Annotated in this window: 12 protein-coding genes; 4 read left to right on the forward strand and 8 right to left on the reverse strand. The window is 61.4% G+C overall.

Annotation, left to right across the window (positions count from 1 at the left end; translation table 11 throughout):
* Positions 1 to 46: 46 nt before the first annotated feature.
* Both Q8M42_RS00075 and Q8M42_RS00080 read right to left on the reverse strand, forming a co-directional pair.
* Entirely contained in the window at positions 47 to 823 is a 777-nt protein-coding gene (locus Q8M42_RS00075) for an N-acetylmuramoyl-L-alanine amidase (protein WP_304865848.1), read from the reverse strand.
* Complete coding sequence (locus tag Q8M42_RS00080; RefSeq protein ID WP_275959909.1) at positions 820 to 1,413, reverse strand: MarC family protein; 594 nt, start codon at positions 1,411 to 1,413, stop codon at positions 820 to 822. The genes Q8M42_RS00075 and Q8M42_RS00080 overlap by 4 nt, the downstream gene beginning before the upstream one ends.
* A 180-nt stretch (positions 1,414 to 1,593) precedes the next feature.
* On the opposite strand from Q8M42_RS00080, the gene Q8M42_RS00085 reads away from it, so the two are divergent.
* A complete protein-coding gene (locus Q8M42_RS00085) occupies positions 1,594 to 3,012 on the forward strand; it encodes a DASH family cryptochrome (RefSeq protein WP_304865845.1) in 1,419 nt (472 codons plus the stop codon).
* Between the two features lie 6 nt (positions 3,013 to 3,018).
* Here the strand turns inward: Q8M42_RS00085 and Q8M42_RS00090 are convergent, their stop codons facing one another.
* The 5 genes from Q8M42_RS00090 to Q8M42_RS00110 form a co-directional block, all read right to left on the reverse strand.
* Complete coding sequence (locus Q8M42_RS00090; protein WP_304865842.1) at positions 3,019 to 4,902, reverse strand: diguanylate cyclase; 1,884 nt, start codon at positions 4,900 to 4,902, stop codon at positions 3,019 to 3,021.
* A 26-nt stretch (positions 4,903 to 4,928) separates the two neighbouring features.
* Positions 4,929 to 5,792, reverse strand: a complete 864-nt coding sequence (locus Q8M42_RS00095; protein WP_304865839.1) for an endonuclease/exonuclease/phosphatase family protein — start codon at positions 5,790 to 5,792, stop codon at positions 4,929 to 4,931.
* Positions 5,793 to 5,815: 23 nt separating this feature from the next.
* The gene (locus tag Q8M42_RS00100; protein WP_304865837.1) at positions 5,816 to 6,445 is read right to left on the reverse strand and encodes a thiol:disulfide interchange protein DsbA/DsbL; all 630 of its coding nucleotides are present in this window, start codon (positions 6,443 to 6,445) and stop codon (positions 5,816 to 5,818) included.
* Positions 6,446 to 6,598: 153 nt separating this feature from the next.
* Positions 6,599 to 7,204 (reverse strand): cytochrome c, encoded by a 606-nt coding sequence (locus Q8M42_RS00105; RefSeq protein ID WP_304865834.1) that lies wholly within the window; start codon positions 7,202 to 7,204, stop codon positions 6,599 to 6,601.
* Between the two features lie 46 nt (positions 7,205 to 7,250).
* Entirely contained in the window at positions 7,251 to 7,541 is a 291-nt protein-coding gene (locus Q8M42_RS00110; RefSeq protein ID WP_304865831.1) for a cytochrome c5 family protein, read from the reverse strand.
* Positions 7,542 to 7,788: 247 nt separating this feature from the next.
* Between Q8M42_RS00110 and yihA the strand changes: the two genes are divergently transcribed.
* Positions 7,789 to 8,442 carry a ribosome biogenesis GTP-binding protein YihA/YsxC gene (gene yihA / locus Q8M42_RS00115; RefSeq protein WP_304865828.1) on the forward strand — a complete coding sequence of 218 codons (654 nt, stop codon included), beginning with the start codon at positions 7,789 to 7,791 and terminating at the stop codon, positions 8,440 to 8,442.
* A gap of 312 nt (positions 8,443 to 8,754) precedes the next feature.
* Here yihA and polA read toward each other — a convergent pair whose 3' ends face one another.
* Positions 8,755 to 11,601, reverse strand: coding sequence for a DNA polymerase I (gene polA, locus Q8M42_RS00120; RefSeq protein WP_304865825.1), 2,847 nt, complete (start codon positions 11,599 to 11,601; stop codon positions 8,755 to 8,757).
* Positions 11,602 to 11,675: 74 nt separating this feature from the next.
* On the opposite strand from polA, the gene Q8M42_RS00125 reads away from it, so the two are divergent.
* Positions 11,676 to 11,960 carry a DUF2782 domain-containing protein gene (locus Q8M42_RS00125; RefSeq protein ID WP_275959918.1) on the forward strand — a complete coding sequence of 95 codons (285 nt, stop codon included), beginning with the start codon at positions 11,676 to 11,678 and terminating at the stop codon, positions 11,958 to 11,960.
* A gap of 15 nt (positions 11,961 to 11,975) precedes the next feature.
* The gene (locus tag Q8M42_RS00130) at positions 11,976 to 12,926 is read left to right on the forward strand and encodes a homoserine kinase (protein ID WP_304865822.1); all 951 of its coding nucleotides are present in this window, start codon (positions 11,976 to 11,978) and stop codon (positions 12,924 to 12,926) included.
* The last annotated feature ends 13 nt before the right edge of the window (positions 12,927 to 12,939 follow it).

Below are 12,939 nucleotides of genomic sequence, written 5' to 3' on the forward strand. Positions count from 1 at the left end.
TACGTATTACCGCGTTTCATGTAGCGCACAGCCATAAGCCACGGGCTTACTGCTGGCGGTTAAGCAGCAACAGCAACGCCGCCGTCTCGGCATCCGGCTCACCGTCATAGCGCGCCGGGCGGTATTTCATCTGCAAGGCGGCAATCACGTTGCGCGTGGCCTGGTCCAGCTCGCCATGGCTGGGCACGGCATAGCCCTGGCGCACCAACTGTTCCTGGAACCACTGCACGCTCGGCAGGCTGGCACTGAACAGCGCCTGCTCACGCGCCACCTCGGCAGCATCCGGCCAAGGCATCAGGCCGGCATCGGCCAGACGCTTCCAGGGGAACAGCGGGCCGGGATCGACCTTGCGCTGCGGCGCGACATCGCTGTGCGCCAGGATGCTGCCGGGGGCCAGCTGGTGGCGCTGCATGATGTCCTTGAGCAGCACGATCAGCGCATCGATCTGCGCCGGGGCAAAGGGCTGCCAGTAGCGGCCGTTGGGGGTGTCGTAGAAACCCTGGTTAACCAGCTCGATACCAATCGTGGTGCCATTGAGCCAGGTGCGCCCTTGCCACTGGCTGTCGCCGGCATGCCAGGCGCGGCGGTTTTCATCGACCAGGCGATAGATGGTCGGCGGCGCTTCGCCGATCAGGTAGTGGCTGCTGACGTCGGTCTCGGTCAGTAGCTGTAGCGAGCGCGCCAGATCGGTGGAGGTGTAGTGCAGCACGATGTACTGCACGCGGCTGTTCTGCCCGCTGGCGGTATGGCTGTCGTCGATGCGTAAACCGCCGCTGCAACCGGCCAGCAACAAAACCAGAAAACTTAAACACAGAACTTTCATGGGCTGATATGCAACACGCTTTGCAGGTTATCCAGCAGCATATCGACGCTGAGCATGATCAACAGCATGCCCATCAGCCGCTCCACTGCGGTCAACCCGCGGGGTCCGAGAAAACGCTGCAGCAACGAGGCCTGCAACAGAATAAAAGCGGTCGCCGCCCAGGCCAGCAGCACCGCGGCGTAGAGTTCCCAGAGCGGCCCGTCATGGGTATTGCGCAGGGTCATCAACACCGCCAGGGCGGAAGGCCCGGCCACCGCCGGGGTGGCCAGCGGCACCAGCATCGGCTCGCCATCCGGCACATCACCCAACACCCCTTGCGGGCCGGGGAAGATCAGGCGCATGGCGATCACGAACAGGATGATACCGCCGGCAATCGCGGTTGCCTCTCGCGACAGGCCCAGGGCGCTGAGCACTTTGTCACCAAAGGTAAGAAACAGCAGCAACAGCGCCAGGGCAAACAGCAACTCGCGCGCGGCAACCCACAGGCGGCGCTTGGCCGGCACGTTTTTCAGCGCGGCGATAAAGATGGCGATATTGCCGAAGGGGTCGGTGACCAGAAAGATCAACGCGGCGATGCCGAAAATTTCCATAGCTACTCCTTACAGATCGGCAGAGTTTAGTGCGTATGCCGGCAGAAAACGCCTTTGATCAGGCACAAACGCCACGCTGGTCTATTGCCTGGGCAGGGTGTGACGGACGCTGCTAGACTGGAAACATGTACAGATATGGATTTTTTGTACAGCTTTTGTATTAATCAGGAGATCGACACCATGCGCGCACTGCTGTGGTTCAAACAGGATCTACGCCTTGATGACCACCCCGCCCTACAGGCGGGCCTGACCGCCGAATGCCTGCTTCCGGTGTATGTGCTGGACCCGGCATTGCTACAACTCAACGAATTCGGCATGCGCCGTATGGGCGTGCACCGCGCGCGCTTTCTGCTGGAAACTCTGGTGGCGTTGGAAGGCGAGTTGCGCCAGCGCGGTTCGCACCTGCTGGTGGTGATTGGCTCGGCAGAACAGGCCATTCCCCAACTGGTCGCCCAGTTCAACCTGGATCAGGTGCTGACCCTGGAGGAAATCGCCCCCGACGAACGCGCCCAGGTGGCCCGCGTAGCCCGGCGTCTCGGTGACATTCCCCTGCAGCAGGCGCCGGCCAACAACCTGCTGCGCACAGATGAACTGCCTTTCAGTGTCGAACAACTGCCGCATGTGTTCAGCCGCTTCCGTAGCCTGGTGGAAGAACGCCTGCAGGTGTTCCAGCCGCGCCATGCGCCGGACCGTTTACCGGGGTTGCCGGATGGTGCGCTGGCACTGATGCAACCGCTGCCGACCTTGTCGCAATTGGGCCTCGGCGAGCCGCTCAGTGTGCCGGCCAGTGCCTTCCCGTTCTCCGGCGGTGAGCCCGCGGCGCTGGGCCGGCTGCGTGACTACCTGTGGAAAACCCAGGGCGTGCGCCAGTACAAGGACACCCGCAACGGCATGATCGGCAGCGAGTATTCATCGAAATTCTCGCCCTGGCTGGCCAACGGCAGCCTGTCCGCACGCCGCGTGGTGGCCGAGTTGCGGCGACATGAGGCGCAGTTCAAGCGCAATGACTCGACCCAGTGGCTGTGGGTGGAGATGCTCTGGCGCGACTTCTTTCGCTGGACCCTGATTCGCCACGGCAGCGCGCTGTTCAAGGCCGGCGGCCTGAAAGCCACCGAACGCGCGCCGCAACAGCTCGACCAACGCTTTCAGGACTGGTCACGCGGGCGCACCGGCATGCCACTGGTGGATGCCAATATGCGCGAACTGGCTGCCACCGGTTTTATGTCCAACCGCGGCCGGCAAGTGGTCGCCAGCTACCTGATCAATGACCTGCAGCAGGACTGGCGCCACGGCGCGGCTTGGTTCGAGGAACACCTGATCGACTACGACCCGGCCAGCAACTGGGGCAACTGGGCTTACCTGGCTGGCGTGGGCAACGATCCACGGCACAACCGAGTGTTCAATGCCCTGCGCCAGGCCCGTGAATACGACCCTGACGCGCAGTACGTCAGCCTTTGGCTACCTGAGCTACGCGATGTGCCGCAGGCGCTGCGGCATACGCCCTTCCTGCTCGCCGGCGGGCACTTGCGCAGCCTCGGTTACCCGCAGCTGGACAGCATTCCGGAGAGTTGGAAACCCTATTTGCACGCTGTGGCCTGAGTCGAATTAACTCAGCTCAACCCGGTTGCGTCCGCCGCTCTTGGCCCGATACAGCGCCTGATCGGCCCGCTCGAACACCTTGTCACTGCCTTCCTCACCGGCAAAGGCAGTCAGCCCGGCCGACAGGGTGATGATCACGCGCTCGCCACGAAAGTGGAACGGGCACTGCTCGACGCCATCGAGCAGGGTCTGCAGCAGCTGGTGACCGCCTTCCATGGGCGTCGAGGGAATCAGCAGAACAAATTCCTCGCCGCCAAAACGGGCAATAAAATCGGTCTTGCGCAGGCGCTTGGCCAGCTCACCGGCAATGATCTTCAACACCTTGTCGCCGGCCAGGTGGCCATAGCCATCATTGATCCGCTTGAAGTGGTCGATATCCAGCACCGCCAGCAGCAGTTCGCCGCCGTAGCGCCTCCAGCGCGCCATCTCCAGTTCCAAACGCTCGCTCCAGCCGGCTCGATTAGGCAGGCCGGTCAGCGGATCGATCAGGGCTTTCTGCCGCTGTTCTTCGAGGTGATCGCGGAAGCTCTGCGCTTCCTGCTCCATATCGGCGACCTTCTGGGTCAGGCTTTGCAGGCGCTGCGCCACTTCTTCCTCATGGCCGTCGCGGTGCTTCTGGTGCTCGCTGACCGTGCTGAGCAAACCTTCCAGGCGCGCTTCAAGTGATTGCTTGAGGGTCGGCAGATCGACCGCATCCTGCACGCTGGCCTGCAAGCCACTGACCTGCTCGCGCAGCTCCAGATTAAAAGTGCGCGCACTTTCCACCGACTCGCTGTAGCCCTCATGGGCCTCACTGAGGGTGGTGAGAAATGACGCCAGGCGTTCGTTGAGCTGTTTCAGGTAGCTGGCAAACTCGCGCTGGCCGCTGTCGGTCACGGCCAGCACCAGCACCGCCAAATCGTCCAGCACCGACACCAGCTCGTACCAGTTCAGGCCGCCCTGCACGCGCTGGCGCAAGGCATCGCCCTGGGGCTGATGACGCTCCGGCAGCTCCAGTTCATCAAGCAAACCCATCAGGCTGTCGCCGATATGCGGAGCGACGGCGCTGTAACCCGGCTCAGGAATCTCCGGCAGGGCGTAGGCGGGATCAGCGGAACCCTGGGCTACTGCAACTATTGCAGGCGCCGCTGCTGCGCTTGGCACTTCGGTCGCCACAGGCTGTGGTTCTGACACAGAGCTTGGCGTGACCGGTGCGACTGACGCAGACGCCGCATTGTTCGGCTTTACCTCCGTTTCAGCCGCCGGAGGGGCGACTTGAGGTTGCGCGACAACAGCTGGGGCAGACGCTGTCGGTTGCGGTTGCGGTTGCGGTTGCGGTTGATCGACCTGTACCGATTCGTCGCCAGCTGGGCTGCCAGGCGCAGCCTCCTTGCCGCCAAACAGACGCTGGAGAAACCCCGGACGCGCCTGGTTGGGTTCAGACTCAAGCGCGGCCAAGGCCTGTTGCTGCAGGCTGCTTAACTCGCTGAGCAGCGCCGGCAGTTCGCGCGGCTGGCTGGCACGCTCCTCGATGCGTTTGGCAAATTGTTTGAGCGCCTTGCGCACCTCGCGCGGCGGCTCCAGGGCGAGCAGTTGATCGGTCAGACTCGTCACACCGGAAATGTTCTGCTCGACGCGATCCTGACGGCGCTTTTCCGAGTCCAGCACGGCCTTTTCCAGGCGCGGAATCAACGCCGACAGGCCGGAATCGATATCGTCGCGGCGCAGAATGTCGCGCAGCTCCTGCATGCACTGGTCGACCGACTTGTCACTGCCCTCGGCAGCCAGCGAGCTGCGCACCAAGCCGCGTCTTAGCAGGTCGAGTCGGGCATCCCAGCTGCGTTCGAGTTTTTCTTGCTGTTCCAGGCTTTCCAGGTACTTGCTTTTCCAGCGCTGGGCATCATCGGTCATGGTTGCAGTCCAAACTTAGAATCCGGTCAAGGCTGAATCAGCATAGGCGTTGCCGGCCCATACAGTGAAGTGGGCAAACGAATTTGCACCGCCACCGGCAGGTGGTCGGAAATCGGCTGCGACAACACTTCACAGCGTTCCAGCGGCAAGCCGGGGCTGAGCAGAATGTGGTCAAGGCAGCGCTGCGGCCGCCAGCTGGGAAAGGTGGCCTCGATCTGCGGAGCCAGCAGGCCAAGATCGCGCAGCGGCGAATGCAGCAGCAGATCATTGGCATGGGTGTTCATATCGCCCATCAACACCATGTGCCGATAGTCACTCAGCAGTTCGCGGATATAGGCCAACTGGCGCGTACGGGTACGGGCGCCAAGGGACAGGTGCATCATCACCACGGCAACTGCATCCGGCCCTTCACCGAGGCGCAGCAACATCGCACCACGGCCGGGCGGGCCGGGCAGCGGGTGATCTTCCAGCAAACTGGGGCGCACACGGCTGAGCACGCCATTGCTGTGCTGCGCCAGGCGGCCAAGATTGCGATTGAGTTGCTGATACCAGTAGGGGAAGGCGCCGAGGTGCGCGAGGTGTTCGACCTGATTGACGTAGCCCGAACGCAGGCTGCCGCCATCGACCTCCTGCAGTGCGACCAGGTCGAAATCACCGAGCAGATCGCCAATCCGTTGCAGATTGTCGCTGCGCCCGGCATGCGGCAGCAGATGCTGCCAGCTGCGCGTCAGGTAGTGGTGGTAACGCTGGGTGCTGATGCCCACCTGGATATTGAAACTGAGCAGCCGCAAGCTGCCATTCTGCGGCCAGTCATCCGCTGGCGCGCAACGTGGATTGACCTGTGGGTCGCACAGGTCAATCACCCGTCTGGCCGGCCAGCGCCTGAGCATGACGCGTTATCCGCGCACGCCGATTACTGCGCGGCGCGTTCTTTGGCGATCAGGTGATCAGCCACTTGCAGCGCTTGCTGCGGGCCGCCCGAGCTGCTGATGTCGAAACGGTATTTGCCGTTGACGATCATCACCGGCACGCCCGTGATCTGGTAAGCCATGGCCAGTTTCTTGGCCTTTTCCAGCTGGCTCTTCACGCCGAAGGAGTTGTAGGTTTTGAGGAAGGCGTCCTTGTCGATGCCTTCGGCCGCCAGAAAGTCGGCCATCTCTTCTGGAGTCGCGAGCTTCTTGCCCTGCACGTGGATGGCGTCGAACACTGCGGCATGCACCTTGTGCTCGGCTTTCATCGCCTCAAGGGTGATAAACAGCTGGCCGTGGACGTTCCACATGCCGCCGAACATGGCCGGGATACGCACGAAATTGACATCTTCCGGCAGGGTGTCGATCCACGGGTTGATGGTGGCCTCGAACTTGTAGCAATGGCCACAGCCGTACCAGAACAGCTCGACCACTTCGATCTTGCCTGGCTTGGCAACCGCTACCGGGTTGTTCAGTTCAACATATTGCTTGCCCGCTTCAATCGGCTCGGCATGAGCGCTCAGGCCAAACAGGCTGGCGGTGACGAGAGTGGCACTGAGGATCAGGTTACGCATGCGTTACTCCTTGGCTATAAACGGTGCGTGGTGACGAACCGAAGTTCGACACGCGAGGCAAACTGGGGTTCCGTGCATTGTAGCGATGCGCACAACGAAAAAGGGTGGCCTGAGCCACCCTATTTCATTACGCCATGTCGCGCTGTCAACGGATCAATGCAGACCCTGGATAAAGCTAGATACCGCTTCGATATCCTTGTTGCTCAGCTTGGCTGCGATGGAACGCATGATCATGCTGTCGCCGTCATTGGTGCGGTTGCCTTCGCGGAAGTCAGTCAGCTGCTTGGCGATGTAGGTTGCGTGCTGGCCACCCAGTTGCGGGTAACCGGCGGCATCCAGGCCCGCGCCGTTCGGCGAATGGCAACCGGTGCAGGCAGGCATGCCTTCCGCCAGTTTGCCGCCGCGGAACAGCTCGCCGCCACGCTTAACCAGCTTCGGATCGGCGGCGCCAACACTCATCTGCTGACTGGAGAAGTAAGCGGCGATATCGGCCAAGTCTTCTTCTGTCAGGTTATCCAGCAAACCGGTCATTTCCACGACAGGACGTGCACCGGATTTGATGTCATGCAGCTGCTTGAGCAGGTATCGCTCGCCTTGACCAGCCAGTTTCGGGAAGTTCGGTGCAGCGCTATTACCATCGGCAGCATGGCACGCACCACACACAACAACCTTACCCTGACCGGCTTCAGCATTGCCTGCGGCATGTGCCAGGCCGGTGATGCCCAGGGTCAACAGCAGACTCACGAGTACTTTGTTCATCAGCTAATCCAATTTACGGCTAAGAGAAAGAGTTTATAAGCCGGGCTTACTCGGTCATCAACTTGATGACGGCTTGGTAATCCTCGGCCGAGCAGTCCATGCACAGCCCACGTGGCGGCATAGCACCCAAACCATTGGTGACGCTCTGTACCAGTGCATCGGTGCCTTTGGCCAGGCGCGGTTCCCAGGCAGCCTTGTCGCCTTTCAGCGGCGCGGTGGGGATCGCCCCGTTGTGGCACACCCCACAAGCACGCGCATAGACGGCTTCCGGGTCCTGTGCAGCCTGAGCACTCAACGACAGCATCAATACACTGGCTGCAATCAGCAAGTTTTTCATCAGATCAACCTCATCAGGGAGGGGAACGTACTGCTTTCTAGGGGCAGATGATCTAAATCGTTCCCGTGAACACTTATCCAACAGCGGGAGAAAGCGCACACAAAATCTGCGCCATTATATACTGGCGTCATTGAAACGGAAACGACGCAGCTTGCCGCGCTATGCGGCAACAGGCAGGCTGCGCGCAAATGTCGCAAGGGCATCGCGCCTGTAACGCCACTCTACGCTCGCCCTCACGGATACCCAGATGCAAGCCAAGAACCCCATTATCGGTCTGTGCCAACAGGCTACTTTCCTTATCAGCGCGGCAAAAGTTGACCAGTGCCCTGAAGATTTCGGCCATGAAGTGGCCTTTGCCGGGCGCTCCAACGCCGGTAAATCCAGCGCGCTGAACACCCTGACCCACGCCAGCCTGGCACGCACCTCGAAGACGCCGGGGCGCACCCAGCTGCTCAACTTCTTCAAGCTCGACGAAGAGCGCCGCCTGGTCGACCTGCCCGGTTATGGCTACGCCAAGGTGCCCATCCCGCTGAAACTGCACTGGCAGAAACACCTGGAAGCCTACCTGGGCAGCCGCGAATGCCTGCGCGGCCTGATGCTGATGATGGACATCCGCAAGCCGCTGACCGAGTTCGACATCCTCATGCTGGATTGGTCAGTTGCCAGCGAAATGCCCATGCACATTCTCCTGACCAAGGCCGACAAGCTGGCTTTTGGTGCAGCGAAGAACACCCTGCTCAAGGTCCGCCAAGATATTCAAAAAGGCTGGGGTGATCGCGTCAGCATCCAATTGTTCTCGGCGCCCAAGCGCATTGGCATCGAAGACGCTCAGGAAGTGCTGGCGCAATGGATGCAGCTGGGCGAGTTTGCCCTGCCGGAAGACGAAGAAGTCGACGACTGAAAAGCTCGCGCTGCGGCGGCCCACTGCCAGCCATAAATGACAGACAAAAAAAACCCCGAAACCTCTTATGGGGGAGGGAAGTTTCGGGGTTCAACATCTGAACCGCTAGGGCGGGGTCCAGAATCTGCCAACACTTAACACAACAAAGGAGCATCGAAGGGCTGTCTAGGCCATTCATAAACTCTGAGTGGTTAAGCCGAGGCAAAGTTCAGGATCGTGGCGTAATTAATTAGTTATAAGCGGGGGCGTATTGATACTCATGCGCCTTTAGCGCCCGCCATCCGGGCGCTACAGCCTGGCTATGGGCGTGCATCAATGGGCTTCATCCCAGTTATCGCCCACACCCACTTCCACCAGTAACGGTACATCCAGCTCGGCGGCATTGCCCATCAGCGGCTTGATCTGCGCGCTAACCTGCTCGAGCAGATCCTCACGCACTTCCAGCACCAGTTCGTCGTGAACCTGCAGGATGACTTTGGCATCCAGGCCGGATGCGCTCAACCAGTTGTCCACCGTCACCATCGCACGCTTGATGATGTCCGCTGCCGTGCCTTGCATCGGCGCGTTGATCGCGGTGCGTTCGGCGCCTTTGCGCAACGCCTGGTTCTTCGCATGAATATCCGGCAGGTACAGGCGGCGGCCAAACAGCGTTTCGACAAAGCCCTGCTCGGACGCCTGCTCGCGTGTGCGCTCCATATAGGCCAGCACGCCGGGATAACGGGCGAAATACACATCGATATACGCCTGCGCCTGTTTACGGTCGCAGCCGATCTGCTTGGCCAGACCAAAGGCGCTCATGCCGTAGATCAAACCGAAGTTGATCGCCTTGGCGCTGCGGCGCTGATCGCTGGTTACGTCCTCCAACGCCACGCCGAACACTTCGGCAGCCGTGGCCTTGTGCACGTCGCGGCCATGACGGAAGGCATCCAGCAGGCTTTCGTCTTTGGCCAGGTGGGCCATGATGCGCAGCTCGATCTGCGAGTAGTCCGCCGCCAGCAGCTTGTAGCCCTTGGGCGCAACAAACGCCTGGCGAATACGTCGACCCTCGGCGGTACGGATCGGAATGTTCTGCAGGTTCGGATCGGTGGACGATAAACGCCCGGTGGCCGCCACCGCCTGGTGATAGCTGGTATGGATGCGCCCAGTGCGCGGGTTGATCTGCTCCGGCAAGCGGTCGGTGTAGGTGCTTTTCAGTTTGCTTAAGGAACGGTACTGCATCAGCACCTTGGGCAACTCGAAGTCCTGCTCGGCCAGTTCGGCCAGCACCGCTTCGGCGGTCGAGGCCTGGCCCTTGGCGGTTTTGCTAAGCACCGGCAGACCGAGTTTCTCGTAAAGAATCACGCCCAGCTGCTTGGGTGAGGCCAGGTTGAATTCTTCACCGGCAATCTCGAAGGCCTGACGTTCCAGCGCCACCAGCTTCTCACCCAGCTCGTTGCTTTGCAGGCCGAGCAGATTGGCATCGACCAGCGCACCCTGGCGCTCAATACGCGCCAACACCGGCACCAGCGGCATTTCGATCTCCTGCAGCACCTTGGCCAGGCTCGGCTCGGCTGACAACTTGGCCCACAGGTGCTGATGCAGGCGCAGGGTCACGTCGGCATCCTCGGCGGCATAGGGCGCGGCCTGGGCCAGATCAATCTGGTCAAAGGTCAGCTGCTTGGCGCCCTTGCCGGCAATGTCCTCGAAACGGATATTGCTGTGATCCAGGTACTTGAGCGCCAGGCTGTCCATATCGTGGCGGGTGGCGGTGGCGTCCAGCACGTAGGATTCGAGCATGGTGTCGAACGCTACGCCCTGCACCGCAATTGGCGTCGAGGCATTGGCGAGGATATTAATGTCGTACTTGGCGTGCTGACCGACCTTGGCCTTGTGCGGGTCTTCCAGGATCGGCTTCAACGCCTTGAGCACCGCATCGCGGTCCAGCTGGGTCGGCACGCCCATATAGGAGTGGGCGACCGGGATATACGCCGCCTCGCCAGCCTTGACCGCAAACGACAGGCCAACCAGCTGGGCCTTTTGTGCGTCCAGGCCGGTGGTTTCGGTGTCAAAGGCGATCAGCTCAGCGTTGCGCAGCTTCTCCAGCCAGACGTCGAACTGCGCCTGATCAAGAATGCACTGGTAATCGCCCAGGGCTGCCGCTGCGGGCAACTCGGCAACTACCACCTCGGCAGTCGGTGCTTCAGCAACCGGACTGGTCGGCGTAACGGCAGTGGCGCTAGGCGCCAGGGCAAACAGATCATCGGCAGCCGCCGCAACCGGTGCTTTGACCGCAGGAGCAGGGTTGCTGCGCAGCAACTCATCGCGCCAGGTCTTGAATTCCAGCTCGGCATACAACTCGACCAGGGCCGGCACATCCATCGGGCCCGGGTGCAGCGACTCGATGGCGATATTCAGCGGCACATCCAGCTTGATGGTTGCCAGCGCGTAGGACAGGTAGGCCATATCGCGGTGCTCGGTGAGCTTGGCCGGCAGGGTCTTGGCGCCGCGGATCGGCAGCTCCGGCACTTTATCGAGGTTGGCGTAAAGCACATCGAGGCCGCCGCCGACACCTACCAGCAGGCCCAGCGCGGTCTTTTCACCCACACCCGGTACGCCGGGAATGTTGTCGACCTTGTCGCCCATCAGCGCCAGGTAATCGATGATCAGCTCAGGACCGACACCGAATTTCGCTTTCACGCCATCGATGTCGTAGACGCTACCGGTCATGGTGTTGACCAGGGTAACGTGCGGGCAAACCAGCTGGGCCATGTCCTTGTCGCCGGTGGAGATCACCACATCGCGCCCCTCGGCTGCGCACTGGCGGGCCAGGGTGCCGATCACGTCATCAGCCTCAACACCTTCGACGCACAGCAGCGGATAGCCCATGGCCTTGACGCTGGCGTGCAGCGGCTCGACCTGCACGCGCAACTCATCGGGCATCGACGGGCGATTGGCCTTGTACTCGGCGAACATTTCATCGCGAAAGGTCCCGCCCTTGGCGTCGAACACCACGGCAAACGGGCTTTTTGGGTACTGCTTGCGCAGGCTCTTGAGCATATTCAGCACGCCCTTCACCGCGCCGGTGGGCAAGCCCTTGGAGGTGGTCAGTGGCGGCAGGGCGTGAAAGGCTCGGTAAAGGTAAGAAGAACCGTCAACCAGAACGAGAGGGGCTTGGCTCATGAGCAGGATCAACCTTTTCGGCGGGGGCAGCGGTAGAATGGCTGCACCATTGGAATCAAAGGGACAAGGTTATCATGCGCGCACTCAATCGCCTGTTGCTCGCCAGCCTGCTGGCATTCACCACCCTGGTCGCCCACGCCGAAGACCCGGTTTCGGCCGACCCGGATGTAACCATTCGCCAGGACGGCGACAAGACCATCCATGAATACCGGGTCAACGGTTTTCTCTACGCGGTCAAGGTCATCCCCAAAGGCGGCAAACCGTACTTCCTGGTACGCGCCGATGGCAGCGATGGCAACTTCGTCCGTTCGGACAGCCCGGATATGTTGATTCCGGCCTGGGAAATTTTCAGCTGGTAAGAAGGCAGTTCTGCAATGTCGGTGTTTACCCCGCTTGAGCGCCACGAGCTCGAGGCGTTTCTCGCCCCCTATGGCCTGGGTCGTTTGCGCGACTTCCAGGGCATTGCTGCGGGCAGCGAGAACAGCAATTTCTTCGTCAGCCTGGAGCAGGGCGAATTCGTTCTGACCCTGATCGAGCGCGGCCCGAGCGCCGACCTGCCGTTCTTTATCGAATTGCTCGACGTGCTGCACGACGCCGGCCTGCCGGTGCCTTACGCCCTGCGCACGACCAGCGGTGAAGCACTGCGCAGCCTGGCGGAAAAACCGGCGCTGTTGCAGCCGCGCCTGGCCGGCAAGCATGTGCATGAGGCCAATCCGCATCACTGCCAGGAAGTCGGCGCACTGCTGGCGCGCATCCACCTGGCCACCCGTAACCAGCCGCTGCCGCGCAAGAGTGATCGGGGGCTGGACTGGATGCTCGCTGAAGGCCCAAGCCTGGCCTTGCAGCTACCCGATCAACAGCTGCCGCTGCTGCGTGATGCGCTGGCGGAAATCCACGCGCTCAAGCCACGTATCCTCGCCTTGCCGCAAGCCAATCTGCATGCCGACCTGTTCCGCGACAACGTGCTGTTCGACGGCAACCATCTGGCCGGGGTGATCGACTTCTACAACGCCTGCTCGGGGCCGATGCTCTATGACCTGGCGATTGCCCTGAACGACTGGTGCTCACGGGAGGACGGCAGCCTCGACAGCAAACGCGCACAAGCGCTGCTCGGTGCCTACGCCGGTTTACGGCCATTTACGGCGGTAGAAGCCGAGCTGTGGCCCGCTATGCTGCGCATCGCCTGCGTGCGTTTCTGGCTATCACGCCTGATTGCCGCCGAATCCTTTGCAGGCCAGGAAGTGCTGATCCACGATCCAAACGAGTTCCAACGCCGCCTGGCCCAGCGCCAGCAGGTGGAGCTGGCGCTGCCGTTCGCGTTCTGAGAACTGGGCGCTG

Origin of the sequence: Pseudomonas sp., from assembly GCF_030684895.1 — a bacterium.
Classification (GTDB): domain Bacteria; phylum Pseudomonadota; class Gammaproteobacteria; order Pseudomonadales; family Pseudomonadaceae; genus Aquipseudomonas.